This window comes from Pectobacterium atrosepticum, from assembly GCA_019056595.1.
Lineage (GTDB): Bacteria > Pseudomonadota > Gammaproteobacteria > Enterobacterales > Enterobacteriaceae > Pectobacterium > Pectobacterium atrosepticum.
Map to the genome: position 1 here is coordinate 4816742 of CP036163.1, position 18762 is coordinate 4835503.

An 18762-nucleotide genomic window follows, 5' to 3' on the forward strand; every position below is an offset into this window, starting at 1 on the left:
GAGCAGAATCATCGCGGACGTGATATCGGCTGACGTCGCCGGACGTCTGTGGGACAATGGCGACCAGATTACGCAGATACAGAGTATGCATGACGCTGTCCCCCGCAATAAAATTGCAGATTGGTCAATGGTATAAGGCCCTGCAAGAGCAAATCCCAGATTTTATTTCCCGCGTTTCCCAGCGACAGATGATTGCCGAAGTGGCGAAAACGCTGGCGGGCGATTACCCGCGCCATCTGGCCATCGAAGCACCAACCGGCGTCGGGAAAACGCTTTCTTACCTTATTCCGGGTATTGCAGTGGGGCGTGCAGAGGATAAAACGTTGGTGGTGAGCACCGCGAATGTGGCATTGCAGGATCAGATTTACAGTAAAGACTTGCCTCTGTTGCAGAAATTTATTCCCGAATTGAAATTTACCGCGGCATTTGGTCGCCGTCGTTATATTTGCCCACGTAATTTGGCGATGCTGGCAACCGATCCCGACGCGCAGGGGGATTTACCGCTCTTTCTGGATGATGAACGGGTGTCTGCCAGCAAGGAAGAAGAACGCGTCTGTGTAAAGCTTGAAAAAGCACTGCAAGGCCACGCTTGGGACGGGCTGCGCGATCATTATCAGGATTCGATAGCCGATAGCCTGTGGCAAAAACTGAGTACGGACAAAGCAAACTGCCTTGCGCACAACTGCCATTATTACCGCGAGTGTCCGTTCTTCCTCGCGCGGCGTGAGATCGAGCAGGCCGATGTTGTCGTCACTAACCATGCATTGGTGATGGCGGCGATGGAAAGTGAGTCGGTACTTCCTCCCCCTAAGAATTTACTGCTGGTGCTCGATGAAGGGCACCACATTCCCGACGTTGCCCGCGATACGCTGGAGATGTCTGGCGATATTCATCCCGCCTATATGATGACGCAACTGGAACAGCTGGTGCAGCTCATCGGGCAGTGTATGGCGCAATTCGCGCCTAAATCGCCGCCGCGACTTGCGAACAGTGAACGGTTAACCAGCCATTGTGAGGAGATCCGCGAGTGCGTGCTGTCTTTCTCGCAAATGTGTGCGCTGTTCCTTCCGCATGACGGGCAGGAAACCGAGTACCGTTTTGCGATGGGCAAAATGCCAGATGAAATGCGCGAACTCTGTGTGCGGTTGTTCAAACTGACCGACACGCTGCGGGCGTTGGTGGAATATATGCTTAACGATCTCAGCGAGAAAACGGGTAAGCATGACGTGGTACGGGTTTATCACGCATTGCTGAAAATGAGCCGCCAGCAGAGCTACCTGGAGTCTATGAGCAAGCTGTGGCGACTGGCGGCGATGGAAAAATCCTCGAACGCGCCAGTTTCCAAATGGATCACGCGGGAAATGCGCGATAACCAGCCGCATCTTCACCTGCACTGTGCGGGAATTCGCGTTTGCGATCAGCTTGAAAGGTTACTGTGGGGTAAGGTGTCGCATGTTGTGGTGACCTCGGCAACGCTGCGCTCGCTGAACAGTTTTGCGCGCATACAGGAGCTTTCCGGTCTGAGCGAGCAGGAAGGCGATACGTTTATCGCACTGGATTCACCGTTCAACCACCGTGAGCAGGGGCGTCTGGTGATTCCTAAAATGCGTCATGAACCGCTGATGGAGTCTGAGGCGCAGCATATTGCCGAGATGGCGCAATTTTTTCGAGCAGAATTACAGAAGGATAAGCATAAAGGTATGTTGATGCTGTTTGCCAGCCAGCGTGCCATGCAGCTCTTTCTGACACAGGTGACCGATTTACGCCTGATGTTGCTGGTTCAGGGAGATAAACCACGCTATAGGCTGGTTGAATTACATCGTCAGCGGGTACAAGAAGGCCAGACCAGCGTACTGATTGGCTTACAGTCCTTTGCGGAAGGGCTGGATCTGAAAGGTGAACTGCTCTCTCAGGTGCATATTCACAAAATAGCGTTTCCGCCCATCGACAGTCCGGTGATTTTGACGGAAGGCGAGTGGCTAAAAAGTCTCAAACGGCACCCGTTTATCGTACAAAGCTTGCCCAGCGCCTCGTTTAACCTCATCCAACAGGTTGGACGCCTTATTCGCAGCCATAGTTGTTTTGGTGAAATTGTCATTTACGACAGGCGACTGTTAACCAAAGGCTATGGCGCACAGTTGCTGGCGGCGCTGCCGGTTTTCCCGATTGAACAGCGAGATATGCCATAACAAATTTCTCTATATCTGTTCGTCTAATAAGGGGGTAATTAGTTCTTATTTAGCGCTATATTTTTTTATTCTTATTTGTTAGATTTGTCTCGGAACAGCAAGGATGCCGTTAATACGTGTGGCAAAGTGTGTCATTACGCAGTGCGGTTTTATCAACCAGGGATTGGTGACATGATGAGAATTAATACAATTAATAAAACCCCCTTCTTTTTCAAAAACAAATGCCGTTTGGCATCAGATCCCTTTACTGTCCATACCAATAATAAAAAGTAGTCATCTAACTTTATTATTTATTAATTGATAATAACGAAAATAATTGGAATTTTTTCTTAATTATTTCCTTATAGAGATAATTTTTATTTATATGAGTTTTTTGGATATAAATATTTTTGGGTAAGCACCCTTTATACTCTAAATAATTCGAGTTTCAGGACAAAACATTGGCCCTTTAGAGCAAGGCCCACGGCGGGCCGAGTACTTAAGAGAAGCCAACGCACATGCGGCTTGAAGTATGACGGGAATACTCAGGAGACGATTAAACCGCAGCCATGCACGGCATCGTGCAATGTAGTTCAGTAGGGTTATTGCATGAAGGGATTTAGGATTCTGATCATCCTGATCAGACTTATGGAGAAGAAAAGATGGCTTTACGAGATTTGCAAGATGAAGACACCGCAACATCCGCATTGGATGCGGCTGGTACAGGATTTAGCGATGTAGCACCGCTGTTTTATAACCATGTTCGTGGTGATGATGTGGTGTTGAAGGGAAAACCTTCTTTCACCAGCGAGCAGGCTGGCTGGCAAATAGTTCGCGATGGTTTGACGTGGAACGGTACAAATGTGTTTGGTAAATCTGCGGATTTGACCTATTCGTTCTTACAGAACGTGAAGTCTATCCCTTCTGGCGATCAGGGCTTTGTGAAATTCAGCGCAGCCCAGGAACAACAAGCCAAACTGTCTCTGCAATCGTGGTCAGATGTTGCCAATCTCACGTTTACTCAGGTTAGCCCTACCCAAAAAGCCACTATCACGTTTGGTAACTATACCCGTGATTCAAGCGGTCGGATGGACTACGATACTCAGGCTTACGCTTATATGCCGGGTAACCACTCAGCGGCGGGCAGCGCTTGGTTTAACTACAACGCTGACACGGTGCGTAACCCAGCGACGGAATACGGCAAGCAGACGCTGACGCATGAAATCGGCCATGCGCTGGGCCTGAATCACCCAGGTGATTACAATGCGGGTGAAGGTAATCCGACTTACCGCGATGTGACCTACGCAGAAGATACGCGCCAATATAGTCTGATGAGCTACTGGAGTGAGCAGAATACCGGCGGTGATTTCAAGGGGCACTATGCTGCTGGTCCGTTAATTGATGATATCGCGGCGATTCAATTGCTGTACGGCGCGAATATGGACACGCGTACCGGTGATACGGTATACGGTTTCAATTCCAATACCGGTCGTGATTTCTATACCACCAACAGCAATAGCCAAAAATTGATCTTCTCCGTTTGGGATGCGGGCGGCAACGATACGTTTGATTTCTCTGGCTACAAGGACAATCAAATTATCGATCTGAATGAAGGTCGTTTTTCTGATGTTGGCGGCCTGAAAGGTAACGTGTCTATCGCTCACGGTGTGACGATTGAAAACGCGATTGGTGGTTCCGGCAACGATATTATTATCGGTAACAGTGCAGATAATATTTTGCAAGGTGGTGCTGGTGCCGATACGCTGACAGGCGGTGCAGGCAAAGATATTTTTGTCTACGCCAGCGCGAGTGATTCTTCCAATACCACAGGTTATGACACCATCACGGATTTCCAACGCGGTATAGACAAGATCGATCTGTCAGCGCTGAATCAAAATAAAGACTTGCAGTTTGTCGACTCTTTCACCGGACTTGGCAATGAAGCACTGCTTGACTGGGATGCGGGTAGCAACACGACCAATCTGTGGTTGAATTTTGCAGGCCAGACCACACCAGACTTTCTTGTACATATTGTTGGTCAGCCCTCTGCGGCCACCGATTTTATCGTGTGATGTAGCAAGGACGGGGTAACCCGTCCTTTTCTGTTATCGATTTGGGGCCACTATGAAAAAATTAATCATCGCGGCGCTGTTAAGTGCAATAAGCGGAGGATGTATGGCGAGTAGTCTGAAGTTGCCTTCAGCAAGTGAACTAAGCGGTGCATGGCAATTGCGTGGTGGAGAACAACACTGTGAGGTTGTACTGCACAACACGCAGTTAGTGGACAACATCTGGCGCCTTGACGGTGATGCGCAGTGTTTAAAAGCGCTGCTATCCGATGTTCCTGCCGGCTGGCGGCCGACGCCGGACGGTATCACTCTGACGAAAGAACAGGGCCAATCTGTAGCGTTCTTTAGCAAGGAAAAAGAGGGCTATACGCTGATATTGCCTGATGGCAGTACACGTACGTTGCATAAGCAGCCCTGACAGGAGAGGCAAACGCAGTGAGTCAACTATCAAATAAGGAACGTTCGTTGTTGAGTATACTGCGTCCTTTCCGGCGCAGCTTCTGGAGCATTGGGATTTTCAGCGCCATCGTTAATCTACTGATGCTGTCGCCTTCTATTTACATGCTTCAGGTTTACGATCGCGTACTGGCTTCGGGCAATGGCACGACATTGCTAATGCTCACCTTGCTGATTGCCGGGTTGGGGATATTCATGGCGGCGCTTGAATGGGTGCGGAGTCTGGTTGTCGTCCGACTCGGTACGCGGATCGATCTGCAACTGAATCAACAGGTCTTCAACGCTGCGTTTGAACGCAATCTGGAAGCCGGTGAGGCAAAAGCGGGTCAGGCACTGAACGATCTCACGCAACTGCGGCAGTTTATTACGGGCAACTCACTGTTTGCCTTCTTCGATATCCCCTGGTTCCCCTTCTTTTTATTAGTGCTGTTCCTAATCCATCCGGTTCTTGGCCTGCTGGCGCTGGGGGGAACGGTGGTGCTGGTGCTGTTGGCCTGGCTGAATCAGTATCTCACCACATCGACTTTAGAAAAGGCGAGCCACGAGGCGTTACAGGCGACCCATCTTGCAGATACGCAACTGCGTAATGCCGAGGTGATTGAATCGATGGGAATGTTATCTAATTTACGTCGCCGTTGGCTGGGGCAACACTATCGCTTTATTACCCTGCAAAATCTGGCCAGCGAACGGGCTGCGGTTGTCGGGGCGGCGTCAAAACATTCCCGCATCTTTTTACAATCGCTGATGCTCGGTGTGGGGGCAATGCTAGCGATTAAGGGCGAGATCACGCCGGGGATGATGATTGCGGGGTCAATTCTTGTTGGACGCGTGCTGAGCCCAATCGATCAGCTTATTGGTATTTGGAAACCGTTGAGTAGTGCGCGGCAAGCGTGGCATCGGCTGAATCGAATTATGACGGCTTATCCGCCCAGAAGCGAGACGATGACGTTGCCCGCGCCAGTGGGTCAGCTCAGCGTCGAGAATGTGTTATTACAGACCCCGCAAGGGGCGTCACGATTGCAGGATATCCATTTCTCGCTTCAGGCGGGGGAAACGCTGGCAATTTTGGGCGCATCGGGTTCAGGTAAATCGACGTTGGCACGTTTACTTGTCGCGACGCAAACACCGACGCGTGGCAAGGTTCGATTGGATGGTGCCGATCTCAGTCAGGTAGATAAAACAGTGTTTGGCCCGGCAATGGGCTACCTGCCGCAGGATGTGCAGCTCTTTAAAGGCACGCTGGCGGAAAATATTTCCCGTTTTGGCGATCATGACGCGGAAAAAATCGTCGCGGCGGCGAAGCTGGCTGGCGTCCATGAGATGATTCTTAGCCAACCACAGGGGTATGACACGCCTCTCGGCGCTGACGGCAACGGGCTATCGGGTGGGCAGCGGCAGCGTATCGCACTGGCGCGCGCGGTGTATGGCGCTCCCTGCCTGCTGGTACTCGATGAGCCAAACTCCAGCCTCGACAACGAAGGCGAAGTCGCGTTGGCGCAGGCAATCTCACACCTTCAGAAGCGGGGAGCGACGGTGGTACTGATTACCCATCGTCCTGCATTAACCACGCTGGCGCATAAAATTCTGGTTCTCAATCAGGGTAAGCAACAGCGATTTGGGCCTGCGCGCGACATTCTGAACGAATTGCAGCCGCGTCGTGCTGCGAACCAAGCACAAATGACACCTTCTGCCGCTGTCCAGCAGTAACAGGGAATGAAAGAAAACAGGGAAAGACATGTCCGCATCTGAATTAAGTGAAGAGAATATGAACCAGACTGCGCGGCGCGATGAGAAACGTGCCGTGCGTCTGGGGTGGTTGCTGGTGCTTGCCGGATTCGGCGGTTTTCTCCTGTGGGCACTGTTTGCGCCGTTGGATAAAGGCGTCATGGTTAATGGCAGCGTCGTGATTTCCGGTAATCGCAAGGTTGTGCAGCACAATCAGGGCGGTATCGTTGATAAAATTCAGGTGAAAGACGGCGACAAGGTTGAGGCTGGGCAGATTCTATTAACGTTGAATGAGGTTGATGCACGTTCGGCAAGCGAAGGGCTGGATGGTCAGTATTTACAGTTGGTGGCGCGAGAAGGTCGTTTGCTTGCTGAGCAGCAGCGCCTGAGTGATATGGTTATGACACCTCGCCTGCAACCGCTAGCCGAAAGGCCGGAGATGAGCGTGATTACGGCATTACAGCGCGATTTACTGCGCAGCCGTCAGCAGTCTCTCAAGCTTGAGGCGGAAGGAATGCGTTCGAGTATTGCAGGAATGGAAGCGTCACTCAGCGCCCAACGTCAGGTGATGTCCAGCAAGCAGAAGCAGCGAGAGACGTTGGAACAACAGCTGCAGGGGTTGCGTTCACTGGCGGCGGAAAACTATGTACCACGCAACAAAATGCTGGAGAACGAACGCCTGCTGGCGCAGCTAAACGGCGATATCGCACAACTGACAGGGGATATTAATCGTACTCGTCGTGATATTGAGCAACAAACGCTGCTGATGGCCCAGCGCCAGCAAGAATACGACAAAGAGGTTAACAGCGAGCTGGCGGAAGTGCAGGCGCTATTGAGCGATGTGGGCAGCAAGAAGGAAAAGGCCGATTTCAATCTGGCGAATATCCAGATGCGTGCGCCCGTTTCCGGTACGGTGGTGGGGTTGAAAGTGTTCACGGAAGGCGGTGTGATTGCGCCGGGACAGACGCTTCTGGAGATCGTGCCGGACGATCAGCCTTTGCGGGTGGATGGACACCTTCCTGTTGAATTGGTCGATAAAGTCTGGCCGGGTTTACCCGTAGAGCTTCAGTTTGTCGCGTTTAACCAAAGCACCACGCCACGCGTGGCGGGAACGGTCGAGCTGTTGTCGGCTGACCGTCTATTGGACGACAGAGATGGTCAGCCTTATTACAGTCTGCGTGTTCAGGTGGATGATGAAGGAAAACGCGCGCTGGAAGGATTGGAGATTAAACCCGGTATGCCGGTACAAGGATTCATTCGTACCGGAGAGCGGTCATTCGTCAATTATCTATTTAAGCCTTTAATGGATCGCCTGCATCTGGCATTAACGGAAGAGTAATCATGCAAAGGATCGCGATAATCGTGCTGTTTGGGCTGCTTTCTTCGGGCGCTAACGCATTAGGGCTGCTTGATGCCTGGGAACTGGCGCTGCGTAACGATGCGCAATTTCGTGCGGCGGGTTTTGAGCGCGCGGCGGGTCAGGAAGAGGAGACGATCGGGCGTGCCAATCTGCTCCCTAATCTCCAGTACGGCTATAGCGCCAATAGCAGCCATTCCAAAGTCACCCAAACAGATAGCGTCAGCAATAACACGCTAAAACGCGATTACAACAGCTACACGTCAACGCTATCGCTGCGCCAGCCGCTGCTGGACTATGCGGCCTGGGCTCGTTATCAGCAGGGGGCTGCCCGCACGCTGATGGCCGATCAGCGTTTTCGCGATCGTAGTCAGGATCTGATGGTGCGGCTGTATAAAGCCTGGAGCAGTGCGCTGCTGGCGCAGGAAAAACTACAATTGTTGGATGCGCAGCAGCGGGCCTATCAGGAGCAGTTGGCGATGAATAAACGTCTCTTGCTAGCAGGCGAAGGGACGCTAACGGACGTGCGGGAAACGGAAGCGCGGTTTACGCTGATTGAAGCACAGCGCATTGAGCAGCAGGATAATCTGGATTCTGCGATCACCGATTTAGAGAATATGACGGGCACGGTGCTCGATATCGCTGCGCTGCATCCTCTGATGCTCACGCAACTTCCGTCTACGGAATCCGTCAAGCAGACGCTGGCGCAGTGGCGCGATCTTGCGGTGCAACACAATGCCAAACTGGCGACGCAGCGAGAAGGATTGGCGGTCAGCCGCTATGAAATCGAACGCAGTCGCGCCGGGCATTTACCCACGCTGTCGCTGGTGGCATCGTCGCGTAATAGCCGTTCCGAAAGTGAATATAACTACAATCAGAAATACGACACACAAAGCGTCGGTTTGCAACTGAATGTCCCGCTCTATTCCGGTGGTTCCGTCTCGGCATCGATGCGGCAGGCGGCGGCGGAATACCAGCAAAGTCAGGCGGAGTTGGACGATCAAACTAAGCAAACGCTGGCTGAATTGAAAAAGTACTACAACCTGTACAACAACGGATCGGCGAAAATTAAAGCCTGGCAAATGACGGCCTCGTCGGCGCAGGAAGCTGTCAAGGCAACACGGTTGAGCGTCGCGGGCGGCGAACGCATTAATCTGGATATTCTGCTAGCTGAGCAAGACTGGTATAACGCCCGACGAGAGCTGGCGGAAGCGAAATACAGCTGGCTTCAGGCATGGCTATTACTACGCTATACGGCTGGCACGCTGAACGAGAAAGATATTTTGGAATTGGCGGCCTGGTTTCAGCCTGCTGGCAAGCCCTCATTTTAAATGGTTCAATTCTGTAGGATATTGCGCCTCCGTCATACTTAAACTCCTTTAAAATCATCGAATCTTCCCGTTTTGCATAATGGCCTCCATTCTTATCAGGAGGCTTTATCGTGAAAAAAATCAAAAAACCACGTCTTACCGGCTGGATTATGACATCGGCTTTTCTCTTTACTGTTATCGGGCTGATTTCACCACAACAGCTTCCCGTCACCGTCTATAAACTCTCGCTTATCTCACTCGCTGCCGTATTAGGCTATTGGCTGGATCGTTCGCTGTTTCCTAAAGCTCGCCCCGGCTTATTCCTTGAACAAGGTGATGAACCTGTACCACGTGGACGTTTTCCCGTTCGGGACGGTCACCACACGGTATTTGCCGCAGCGATGTTACGACGAGCGCTGATTGTGTCAGCCGTTTGCATCGGCGTAGCGATGGGGCTGTGATATGCGACACCTTTTTATCCCATTGTTTTTAAATTTAATATTCTTTAGTGCTGTGGCCTGTGCTGACACGATCCCTCGTGCCGCGCAGGCGTACCGTAGTGATGTGATCCGCAGCGCACGGCTGGATTGGGGCATGAATGCCCCGATTGCTGATTTTGCAGCACAGCTGCATCAGGAAAGCGGTTGGAATCCACGGGCAGTCTCGCCCGTCGGTGCTCAGGGGTTGGCACAGTTTATGCCGACAACAGCCGACTGGTTCAGCGGTATTGTTCCTGAGCTTCGGACAAATCAACCGTTTAACCCCGCGTGGGCTATCCGTGCGCTGACGGGCTACGATCGCTGGCTGTGGGCGCGAATTAGCGCCAGTAACGACTGTGAACGCATGGCAATGACCTTATCGTCCTACAACGGCGGACTTGGCTGGTTACAACGGGATAAGCAACGCGCGAAGGCCGCCGAGAAGGACATACTTCGCTGGTTCGATCATGTGGAAACCGTCAATGCCGGACGCAGCGCCGCCAACTGGCGTGAAAATCGCCATTATCCCGACCGCATCTTGCATCAGTTGGCACCACGTTATTTGGTCTGGGGGAGGGCGAGCTGTGTGGAATAGTCTGTTTATTACTAGCCTGAAATCCTTTCTTTCGCCGCGCGTGGTCGCTGTCCTACTAGCCGTTGTGCTACTACTCGCCGTCTATCTAACCGGCCGTAATCAGGGTTACCAACTGGCGCAAGCGCTGGGGGACGCCGCGTTGGCGAAGCAGTTGGCGGCATTTAATTTACTCCAGCAGCAGCAGGCCGAAACCCAAAATCAGCTATTACGTGCGGCGGCGGAACAATACCAGCAGCAGGTAGAGCGTGGGAATCAACTCGAACAGCGTTATGTGGCAGTGCGTCAAAAACTGGCGGCGGATAACGTCGCTCTGCAAAGGAAAATCGACCATGTTACTCAGCAATACATTGACGAAAAAGGCAAGGCTCAGCCTGTGCAGTGCGTGTTTACTCGTGGCTTCGTGCAGTACTACAACGCCGCTTTCGGTCTGTACGGCGACGGTGCCTCAGACATTACCGCCGTTGCCCGCCGCACTGGCGCAGCGTCCAGTTTCGGTACAACCGTTGACGCCGAATTACAGCCTTCAGGCGTCTCCCAGCGCGATATCCTCGCCAACATCAGCGACAACGGAGAGCGCTATCAGGCGCTAAGTGCGCAGGTTAATGCGCTGTTGGATTACATCGAAGCATTACAACAGGCAGGGGAGGTAACACGTGAAGATTGAAGTGGAATTTTGGTCGCTGGTCGGCCTGCTGCTGTCGTTTATGAGCTTCCTGTTTGCCGCCGGGCGGATTCTACTTACCCAGATTGAAAAGCGGCTGAACGAGCGTTTTGCCGCGCTGGAAAATGCGCGACAAAAGAGCGAACAGGGATGGACGCGACTAGAACGTGAGTTTCTGGAGTTTCGTGCCGATTTACCGCTGATTTACGTGCGACGTGAGGATTATATCCGTGGTCAGACGGTAATAGAGGCCAAGTTGGATGCACTTTATAACAAACTGGAGTTAGTACAACAGCGGTATTCGGGAGGACATCATGGCTAATACGCAGTGTATCCGACAGGAGTCGATGCGTTGGCATTTGCTCATCGCATTAAATAAAACACGTCCTTATACCGCGAATGAAATGTTTTTATTGGCCGTGATGCAGCGGCTATATGCAGGTGCTTCTGAACCGGAGTTACGTCAGGCGCTGGATTATCTGGCCGATCGCAAGATGGCAGTATTGACCAAAGAGATGGGAGGTGTCTGGCTAGCGAATCTGACCCGCCTGGGTGTGGACGTTGTGGAATATGCGGTTGACGGTATGGTTGGCATTGCCCGGCCAGAAAAGTACTGGGATCGGTAACTCCGTAATATTTAATTTCTCTTTGCATTTTCTCTTTATCGGTATCGTCATATTCCTTTGCGCCAGCACGGTTGTGCTGGCGTTTTTTTATCGAAGTAATTTTTATATTTCATGTGATTAGACGTTTTTTATCAATAAAGCATATCGCTGTTTTTTTCTAAAACAGATTAAAAGCCGCAGCCAGTCGTTATCCGGATACTAGCGCCATCAACACGATGTGCCACTAAAACAGTAAGCCATCAACACAGCGGGTGAACGGATATGAATACCAAACCAATTATCGATGCGGTGATAGCCCGCCTCCAACAGCATTTACCTGCACGGCGGATCGCGTCCTGTCCAGAAAATATTCTGATCAGTCCAGATCTTCTGACACCTGGCGATGTGCTGGTGGGGTATCGCGGTTCTGAGTTTTCCGCACCGGAAGATGTGGATTCTCCGGTTCAGACGCAGCGACCGCAGTTGATGGTTGCCGTGCTGCTGGCGGATCTGGATGGCGAAGACGGCGTGCTGGCCACGCTCGATACCATTCGTCAGGCGCTGGGAGGATACCGACTGCCTGACTGTCATCGCGGTATCCGGTTAGTGCGCGATCGCTATGTTGGTTACACCGAAGGTCGTTGGCATTACGCCATCGATTGCACCACAGAAACCCTTTTTATCGAAGACCGCGAGCAGACGGATGGTCCGCTGCTTACCACGGTTAATTATGAGGAGAAAGACGCATGAAGTATCGCTATACCGGCCCCGCCAGCGGCGTCACGCTGGCAGATGGTCAGGAAATTCTGCTTTGGCCCGCTCAGGTGACTGAACTGCCAGCAGATCATGAGTACGTGAAAACACTGATCGCGCTGGGCTATTTGCTGCCTGTCGCGGGTCAGAATCTGGTTGATAGCGCAACGGAGGTGACACTTGGCCGCTAATTATTTACATGGTGTAGAAACGATTGAAGTTGAAACCGGTGCTCGTCCGGTGAAGACCGTCAAATCTGCGGTAATTGGGTTGATTGGTACGGCACCACAGGGAAAGCGGCCTAATAGCAATTTCCTCTGCGCCAGAGTGACCAGAACCTCAGCAAACATGTTATTTTCATTGATAAGTTCTTTACTAGGTCGCCGAAAATGAGAGGCCAGCATGGATTACACCAAAATTATCAAAGAAGTGGGGCGCGGGAAAAATCATGCGCGCGATATCGATCAGGCAACGGCTTATGAACTGTATAGCGCGATGCTGCGCGGTGACGTGCCAGATCTGGAGCTCGGCGGGTTATTGATTGCGTTTCGCATCAAAGGCGAATCCGAGGCTGAGATGTTGGGCTTTTATCAGGCAATGGACGAGCATGTGTTGCGCTTGAGTCCGCCTGCGGGCTTTCCTATGCCAGTCGTGCTTCCTAGCTACAATGGGGCGCGCAAGCAGGCTAACCTGACGCCGCTATTGGCGCTGCTGCTGGCAAAATTGGGTTTTCCGGTGGTAGTGCATGGCGTAAGTGAAGACCCGACTCGTGTTACCAGCGCCGAGATTTTACGTAACCTTGGCGTGACAATTGCGGAGAATGCCGAGCAGGCTCAACAGGAGCTTGATAACGGTAGCCCGGTATTTATTCCCGTCTCTGTGCTGTGCCCTGCCATCGATCGTCAGCTACAGTTACGCTGGCGTATGGGGGTTCGTAACAGTAGTCATACGCTTGCCAAGGTGGCGACACCGTTTGGTGAAAGCGAGGCGTTGCGCGTCGCCAGCGTGTCCCACCCTGAATACGTTTCTCGCGTGGGGACGTTTTTTAACGATATCAATGGGCGCGCGCTTCTGATGCACGGCACGGAAGGGGAGGTTTATGCCAACCCGCAGCGCTGCCCGGAAATCCATTTTATTCACCAGCAACATACTAACGTGCTGCAACTTCGGCAGGATATCAGTGTCGCGCCCGATGCTCTGCCTATTGCGAGGGATGCTGCAACCACGGCGCGCTGGACGGTACAGTGCCTGACGGGTGAAATTGCTATACCGCAGGCGATTCGTCTGCAACTGGCGTGCTGTTTGGTTGCTGCCGGTGAAGCCGCGACAATGGAACAGGCTGTCGCAACGATTAAGAAGCGCCTTGGCTGATTGGCCTGCTGGGGCGGGTTCAGACGCGGGTTACTGCGTCACTTCACACAGCCAGACGGCTGTCATTTGAAGAGAGAAGGAATAGCATGCAACAGGTAGCGGACTATTTTAATGCATTGAATCGTGACTATCTTGCGGTCCATCAGGCGAAAGAAGAACTGTTTTGGCAACTGTATATGGGAACGGGAAACGATGGGGTGTCTGAGCGTTTCTCCGCCGCAGAGAGCGCATATAAGCGCTTTATTTCGCAACCGCAGCGTTTGGCCGAGTTGAGAACGCATATCGCGACACTGGAGAATGGCCCGCGTGATGAACAACAGCAGGCGCTGCTACATGGCTTGCAAGGTTGGTATCGGTTTTTTGACTGCAATGTGATTGAAGATCCGCAGGCTCAGGTGTTGATGGATGAGATTATTGCAGCTGAAAGCGCGCTATACGCCAAGCGTAAATCCTATGAAATGACGCATCTGGATGCCAAGGGAGAACGTGTTTCCGCCTCGCTCGGAGAACTGCTGACCAATCAGGCGACCAATGATACCGAAGCTTATCGTCAGAGTTCTCAGCAGGCGCTGCGCTCCCTGGAGCAATGGCTGTTGCAGAACGGTTTCCCTGAGCTGATTTCACTGCGTAACCGCTTTGCTCGTCAGATGGGCTATCGGAATTATTTTGACTATAAGGTCAATAAAACGGAGCAGATGACGCCGGAACAGCTCTTTGCCATCCTCGATCCTTTCGAAGAGCAGACCCGTGAAGCGACTGCCCGCAGCCTGAAAAATCTGGCGGATGAAAAGGGCGAAGATGCGCTGCAACCGTGGAATATTCGCTATGCCAGCGCGGGTGATGTGACGCGCCAGCTCGATCCTTATTTCCCATTTTCTGCGTCGCTTGAACGTTGGATTAATAGCTTTAAGCGTTTGCGTATCGGGTTTAATGGCGCAGAAATGCAGCTCGATTTATTGGTGCGGAAAGGCAAATACGAGAACGGCTTTATGCACGGTCCGGTACCGCCGTTTGTGCAGGAAGGGAAATGGGTCCCTGCGCGGATTAATTTCACCAGTCTGGCAAAACCGGATCAAATTGGTAGCGGTGCCAGCGGTATTAATACGCTGTTCCATGAAGGTGGACACGCCGCGCATTTTGCCAATATTCGGCAGAATGCCCCCTGTTTTTCACAGGAGTTTCCGCCAACTTCGATGGCCTACGCTGAAACACAGTCGATGTTCTGCGACAGCCTGTTGGGCGATGCTGACTGGTTAAAACGTTATGCAAAGAATGCGCAGGGAGAGACGATTCCTGATGAGTTGATCCGTGCGGATATCAGTACTCAGCAGCCGATGCGAGCCTTCAACGATCGACATATCCTGCTGGTGCCGTATTTTGAGTGGCAGCTCTATTCGTGGGATGACGAAGCACGCACGCCGGAAGCGATGACCAAATTGGCACGCGACACCGAGCAGCGTATTCTGGGCACTAGCGGTAGCCCGCGTCCAACGTTAGCGATTCCGCATCTACTGTCTATGGAATCGGCATGTTCTTATCAGGGATATCTGCTGGCGCTGATGGCGGTGGAACAGACGCGGAGCTACTTTCTGCAACGCGACGGCTATTTGACGGACAACCCAGCTATTGGCCCCGATCTGGCGCAGCACTATTGGTTGCCAGGTAATAGCGTGAGCCATGACGATACACTGCGTAGTTTGACGGGTGAAGGATTCAATCCCGCCTATCTGGCACAGGCCTGTAACCTGACGGTGGAAGAAGCCTGGAAACAGGCGGAAGGCACGATGGCGCAGGCCGCTCGTCGTCCTCAGCCTGAAGCGGATTTCGATCTGTCCGCTCGTATTCGGGTGGTCGATGGTAGCCGTGTACTGGCGGATAATGAACAGGGTGATGAGAAGATGTGCCAGGATTTTGCGGCGTTTATTGAGCGGGAATATCCGCGTTCACAGATATAAGGCTGAAAAGAAGTAAGGGGGCGAAAGCCCCCTTGTTGATCAGGATACGTGTTGCAGGAATTCACGCAGGCGATCGCTGGGTGGATTCGTAGTCAGCGTTTCCGGGTCGCCATCTTCTGCGATGCGGCCTTTATCAATAAAGATCAGGCGTGAAGCCACCTTACGCGCAAAGCCCACTTCGTGGGTGACGATAACCATCGTCATGCCTTCTTCGGCCAGATCTTTCATTACGGTCAGCACTTCATGACGCAGCTCTGGATCCAGTGCAGACGTCGGCTCATCAAACAGCATCAGCTTCGGTTTGACGGCCAGCGCGCGGGCGATTGCTACACGCTGCTGTTGGCCACCGGAAAGCTCGGAAGGATAGTGATGCGCGCGTTCTGACAGACCTACTTTCGCCAGCAATTCTAGCGCCAGTTTCTCAGCCTCCGCTTTACTCGCACCGCGCACTCGGATCGGACCGAACGCGACGTTTTCCAGCGCGGTAAGATGCGGAAACAGATAAAACTGCTGGAAAACCATCCCTGCTTCCTGACGGATCAAGCGCTCATCAACGCGAGGATCGTTCACTTTGAGGCCGTCAACAATCAATTCACCGCTGGTAATCTCTTCCAGCTTATTGATGCAGCGCAGCAGCGTGGATTTACCCGAGCCTGAAGGCCCGATAATGACGACAACTTCACCCTGACCGATGGTGAGATCGATATCGTGTAAGACCTGTGTCTTGCCAAAGTGTTTGGATACGTTTTTAAATTCAATCATATAATCTTAAGTCTTCTTTCCAGACGACGCAGAATAAAGCTGAGGACCAGCGTGATGCACAGGTAAATAATGGCAACCGCAGTCCAGATTTCCAGCGCACGGAAGTTGCCCGCGATGATTTCCTGACCCGAACGCGTGAGTTCAGCCACGCCGATGACAATAAACAGTGAGGTATCTTTGATACTGATAATCCACTGATTACCCAGCGGCGGCAGCATACGACGCAGGGCGAGTGGAGCAATCACATGACGTAACGTCGCGCTACGAGATAGCCCAAGCGCCAGACCCGCTTCACGAAAGCCGTTATGAATTGATAATACCGAACCACGGGTAATTTCCGCGATATAAGCACCAGAGTTAATCATGATGGTCACTACGGCGGCGGCAAAAGGGTCAATCCGCACGGACGTGAAAATCATCGGCAAGGCGAAGTAAATAAACATCACCTGCACAACAATGGGGGTACCGCGAATAATTTCAATAAAAACGAGCGAAATACGGCTGGAAAACCAGCCGCCGTAGGCGCGGGCAAAACCCGCAACCACGCCAATCACCAGGCCGCCAAGCAGACCCAGAACAGAAATCAACAACGTCATTTTTGCCCCTTCCAACAGGAGGGGCAGAGAAGGCCAAATGGCACTCCAATCAAACTGCATGGAATATCTCCAGATTAAATCGGCAATTACTTAGGTTCTACGCCAAACCACTTCTTGTAGATCTCAGCATAAGTGCCGTTTTCACGCAGTGTTTTCAGGGCGCCATTCACTTTTTCACGCAGCTCGTTGCTGCCTTTCGGGAACGCGATGCCGTATTGCTGAGCTTTAATGGAATCACCTACCGCTTTAAACTGGCCGTTGCCTGCGGTTTTGATGAAGTAGAGAATATTTGGCGTGTCGTGCAGCACGGCGTCAGCACGGTTGGTGCCCAGTTCCATATAGGCGTTGTCGATGTTCGGGAACTGGCGCAGATCTTTGGTTTTGATATTGGCTTTCGCGTAATCCACGGAACCTGTGCCGCTCTTCACCGCAACCACTTTACCAGCCAAGTCCTGCTCGCCTTTGATATCGTTGTTGTCTGCTTTAACCATCACCAGCAGGCCGCTGTCGTAGTAACCGTCAGAGAAATCGATTGCTTTTTTACGCTCTTCGGTAATGGTAATGCCTGCGAGCGCCAGATCGATGTTACGCGTTTGCAGGGCAGGAATAATACCGCCGAAGTCCATTGGCTTCAGGGTGTACTTCAAGTTGAGTTGTTTAGCGATAGCATCCCAGAGGTCGATGTCAAAACCGACGTACTTGTCGCCTTGTTTGAATTCAAAAGGGACGAAAGCAGTGTCTGTTGCGACAATCAGTTCTTTCTCAGCGGCATAGCTGGATACGCTCATCATCAGCGTCAATGCAGCCAAAGAGGCCTTAAGTAGTGATTTCATCAAATCCTTCCTATTTAGCGGTTGTGGGAGCTTTTTGTTTTACAGGCGTTTTAAGCATAGTACGAAAGTGGAACCCATTAGAACATTAGGTCAGTTATCATGCGTTGTGCTTAACCTGTTGTTTTTATTTTATTACCTTGCTAGTGGTGAAATTTTCATCTCCAATTCGCTTAGGCAAGGCGCTGTTATGATTAACTGATTTATACGAGGGAAACAACCGTTGATTAGCGTTATGGCCAATTAATGGAGACAAAAGCTAATTTTTTGAGCGTCTTAACGGATAAAATGCGTGGTTTGTGCGGGTAACACGAAGAAAGAGGGTGGATTGAGTGGATTTATTAATGAGTAAAAAGGCTGCTTAAGCAGCCTTCAAAGCGTTCCGGGACTACAACACCGATTACTCGATGTTTGATTCAATGAACCACAGGAACTGATCCAGATCGCGTGATGCGGCGGTCAGAATGTCCGCAGAGGCCTCATCTTCCGTTTTACCAATGGCCTGACGTACGTTGTTAGCGACAATCGCATAACGCTCGGCGAGCGCTTTCAAATGATCCTGAACGCTATGGATAGTGGTCGGATAGCTTTTCAGCGACGTTTGTTTACCCACAATTTGCACGGTACCCAGCGCGACACCGCCTATCTGCACGACGCGTTCGGCGATGGTGTCCTGATGGTCAATAATCGAGGTGCGGAAGCCATCAAGCATTTCATGAACGGCGATAAAATTTGCGCCACGCATGTTCCAGTGCGCCTGCTTGGTAATCAACGACAGATCGATGAAATCAACAACCAGTTGGTTTAACAGCGCGATAGTCGAGGTTTTAACGCTATCGTCCAAATCATTGCGAGTGTAAAGCAGTTCGGACGGTGCTGATTTCACGAGTTTGGCGGTAGACATAGTAGTTATCCTCTCTTTAATTTCATAGTCTGACTGTTCAACGTGACTAATTATAGCAGTGGTGAAAATTAATATTGAAAAGAATTACCTATCAAATGAATAGCTATAGCATAACGACATTGTGGTTATTTGTGGTCGGGATTTATCTGATATCAATAATGTGGGA

20 protein-coding genes are annotated in these 18762 nt (G+C 51.6%); 16 read left to right on the forward strand and 4 right to left on the reverse strand.

What is annotated here, in order from left to right:
- Window positions 1–89: 89 nt before the first annotated feature.
- The 16 genes from dinG (at window position 90) to DCX48_22455 (ending at window position 15504) form a co-directional block, all read left to right on the forward strand.
- Window positions 90–2189 (forward strand): ATP-dependent DNA helicase DinG, encoded by a 2100-nt coding sequence (dinG, locus tag DCX48_22380; protein QXE17011.1) that lies wholly within the window; start codon window positions 90–92, stop codon window positions 2187–2189.
- Between the two features lie 641 nt (window positions 2190–2830).
- Window positions 2831–4240 carry a matrixin family metalloprotease gene (locus DCX48_22385; GenBank protein QXE17012.1) on the forward strand — a complete coding sequence of 470 codons (1410 nt, stop codon included), beginning with the start codon at window positions 2831–2833 and terminating at the stop codon, window positions 4238–4240.
- Between the two features lie 103 nt (window positions 4241–4343).
- Window positions 4344–4655: a proteinase inhibitor gene (locus tag DCX48_22390; GenBank protein ID QXE17353.1), complete on the forward strand. Its 312-nt coding sequence runs from the start codon at window positions 4344–4346 to the stop codon at window positions 4653–4655.
- Between the two features lie 17 nt (window positions 4656–4672).
- Entirely contained in the window at window positions 4673–6400 is a 1728-nt protein-coding gene (locus DCX48_22395; protein ID QXE17013.1) for a type I secretion system permease/ATPase, read from the forward strand.
- Window positions 6401–6428: 28 nt separating this feature from the next.
- Window positions 6429–7757, forward strand: coding sequence for an HlyD family type I secretion periplasmic adaptor subunit (locus DCX48_22400; GenBank protein ID QXE17014.1), 1329 nt, complete (start codon window positions 6429–6431; stop codon window positions 7755–7757).
- A 2-nt stretch (window positions 7758–7759) separates the two neighbouring features.
- Complete coding sequence (locus tag DCX48_22405; GenBank protein QXE17015.1) at window positions 7760–9106, forward strand: peptidase; 1347 nt, start codon at window positions 7760–7762, stop codon at window positions 9104–9106.
- A 110-nt stretch (window positions 9107–9216) separates the two neighbouring features.
- Window positions 9217–9546 (forward strand): hypothetical protein, encoded by a 330-nt coding sequence (locus DCX48_22410; protein ID QXE17016.1) that lies wholly within the window; start codon window positions 9217–9219, stop codon window positions 9544–9546.
- 1 nt (window position 9547) lies between these two features.
- Window positions 9548–10159, forward strand: a complete 612-nt coding sequence (locus tag DCX48_22415; GenBank protein QXE17017.1) for a lytic transglycosylase domain-containing protein — start codon at window positions 9548–9550, stop codon at window positions 10157–10159.
- Window positions 10149–10823 (forward strand): hypothetical protein, encoded by a 675-nt coding sequence (locus tag DCX48_22420; GenBank protein ID QXE17018.1) that lies wholly within the window; start codon window positions 10149–10151, stop codon window positions 10821–10823. Before DCX48_22415 ends, DCX48_22420 begins: the two co-directional genes overlap by 11 nt.
- A complete protein-coding gene (locus tag DCX48_22425; GenBank protein QXE17019.1) occupies window positions 10813–11142 on the forward strand; it encodes a hypothetical protein in 330 nt (109 codons plus the stop codon). The genes DCX48_22420 and DCX48_22425 overlap by 11 nt, the downstream gene beginning before the upstream one ends.
- A complete protein-coding gene (locus tag DCX48_22430; GenBank protein ID QXE17020.1) occupies window positions 11135–11446 on the forward strand; it encodes a hypothetical protein in 312 nt (103 codons plus the stop codon). The genes DCX48_22425 and DCX48_22430 overlap by 8 nt, the downstream gene beginning before the upstream one ends.
- A 261-nt stretch (window positions 11447–11707) precedes the next feature.
- Window positions 11708–12175 carry a hypothetical protein gene (locus DCX48_22435; protein QXE17021.1) on the forward strand — a complete coding sequence of 156 codons (468 nt, stop codon included), beginning with the start codon at window positions 11708–11710 and terminating at the stop codon, window positions 12173–12175.
- On the forward strand, window positions 12172–12369 hold the full coding sequence (locus tag DCX48_22440) for a hypothetical protein (GenBank protein ID QXE17022.1): 198 nt from the start codon (window positions 12172–12174) through the stop codon (window positions 12367–12369). The genes DCX48_22435 and DCX48_22440 overlap by 4 nt, the downstream gene beginning before the upstream one ends.
- Window positions 12359–12571 (forward strand): hypothetical protein, encoded by a 213-nt coding sequence (locus tag DCX48_22445; GenBank protein QXE17023.1) that lies wholly within the window; start codon window positions 12359–12361, stop codon window positions 12569–12571. The genes DCX48_22440 and DCX48_22445 overlap by 11 nt, the downstream gene beginning before the upstream one ends.
- 9 nt (window positions 12572–12580) lie before the next feature.
- On the forward strand, window positions 12581–13549 hold the full coding sequence (gene ybiB / locus DCX48_22450; protein ID QXE17024.1) for a DNA-binding protein YbiB: 969 nt from the start codon (window positions 12581–12583) through the stop codon (window positions 13547–13549).
- A gap of 86 nt (window positions 13550–13635) precedes the next feature.
- Window positions 13636–15504 (forward strand): peptidase M3, encoded by a 1869-nt coding sequence (locus tag DCX48_22455; GenBank protein ID QXE17025.1) that lies wholly within the window; start codon window positions 13636–13638, stop codon window positions 15502–15504.
- Between the two features lie 39 nt (window positions 15505–15543).
- Here DCX48_22455 and glnQ read toward each other — a convergent pair whose 3' ends face one another.
- The 4 genes from glnQ to DCX48_22475 all read right to left on the reverse strand — a co-directional run bounded on the left by glnQ (window position 15544) and on the right by DCX48_22475 (window position 18596).
- A complete protein-coding gene (gene glnQ / locus DCX48_22460) occupies window positions 15544–16266 on the reverse strand; it encodes a glutamine ABC transporter ATP-binding protein GlnQ (GenBank protein QXE17026.1) in 723 nt (240 codons plus the stop codon).
- Window positions 16263–16922, reverse strand: coding sequence for a glutamine ABC transporter permease GlnP (gene glnP / locus DCX48_22465; GenBank protein QXE17027.1), 660 nt, complete (start codon window positions 16920–16922; stop codon window positions 16263–16265). The genes glnQ and glnP overlap by 4 nt, the downstream gene beginning before the upstream one ends.
- Before the next feature lie 26 nt (window positions 16923–16948).
- On the reverse strand, window positions 16949–17695 hold the full coding sequence (gene glnH, locus DCX48_22470; GenBank protein QXE17028.1) for a glutamine ABC transporter substrate-binding protein GlnH: 747 nt from the start codon (window positions 17693–17695) through the stop codon (window positions 16949–16951).
- Between the two features lie 397 nt (window positions 17696–18092).
- On the reverse strand, window positions 18093–18596 hold the full coding sequence (locus tag DCX48_22475; protein ID QXE17029.1) for a DNA starvation/stationary phase protection protein: 504 nt from the start codon (window positions 18594–18596) through the stop codon (window positions 18093–18095).
- Window positions 18597–18762 lie beyond the last annotated feature (166 nt).

Excerpts from the sequence above, each read along its gene's own strand:
- dinG (QXE17011.1), top strand. The coding sequence starts at position 90 with ATGACGCTGTCCCCCGCAATAAAATTGCAGATTGGTCAATGGTATAAG.
- DCX48_22385 (QXE17012.1), top strand. The coding sequence starts at position 2,831 with ATGGCTTTACGAGATTTGCAAGATGAAGACACCGCAACATCCGCATTG.
- DCX48_22390 (QXE17353.1), top strand. The coding sequence starts at position 4,344 with ATGGCGAGTAGTCTGAAGTTGCCTTCAGCAAGTGAACTAAGCGGTGCA.
- DCX48_22400 (QXE17014.1), top strand. The coding sequence starts at position 6,429 with ATGTCCGCATCTGAATTAAGTGAAGAGAATATGAACCAGACTGCGCGG.
- DCX48_22405 (QXE17015.1), top strand. The coding sequence starts at position 7,760 with ATGCAAAGGATCGCGATAATCGTGCTGTTTGGGCTGCTTTCTTCGGGC.
- DCX48_22415 (QXE17017.1), top strand. The coding sequence starts at position 9,548 with ATGCGACACCTTTTTATCCCATTGTTTTTAAATTTAATATTCTTTAGT.
- DCX48_22430 (QXE17020.1), top strand. The coding sequence starts at position 11,135 with ATGGCTAATACGCAGTGTATCCGACAGGAGTCGATGCGTTGGCATTTG.
- DCX48_22435 (QXE17021.1), top strand. The coding sequence starts at position 11,708 with ATGAATACCAAACCAATTATCGATGCGGTGATAGCCCGCCTCCAACAG.
- DCX48_22440 (QXE17022.1), top strand. The coding sequence starts at position 12,172 with ATGAAGTATCGCTATACCGGCCCCGCCAGCGGCGTCACGCTGGCAGAT.
- ybiB (QXE17024.1), top strand. The coding sequence starts at position 12,581 with ATGGATTACACCAAAATTATCAAAGAAGTGGGGCGCGGGAAAAATCAT.
- DCX48_22455 (QXE17025.1), top strand. The coding sequence starts at position 13,636 with ATGCAACAGGTAGCGGACTATTTTAATGCATTGAATCGTGACTATCTT.
- glnQ (QXE17026.1), bottom strand. The coding sequence starts at position 16,266 with ATGATTGAATTTAAAAACGTATCCAAACACTTTGGCAAGACACAGGTC.
- glnP (QXE17027.1), bottom strand. The coding sequence starts at position 16,922 with ATGCAGTTTGATTGGAGTGCCATTTGGCCTTCTCTGCCCCTCCTGTTG.
- glnH (QXE17028.1), bottom strand. The coding sequence starts at position 17,695 with ATGAAATCACTACTTAAGGCCTCTTTGGCTGCATTGACGCTGATGATG.
- DCX48_22475 (QXE17029.1), bottom strand. The coding sequence starts at position 18,596 with ATGTCTACCGCCAAACTCGTGAAATCAGCACCGTCCGAACTGCTTTAC.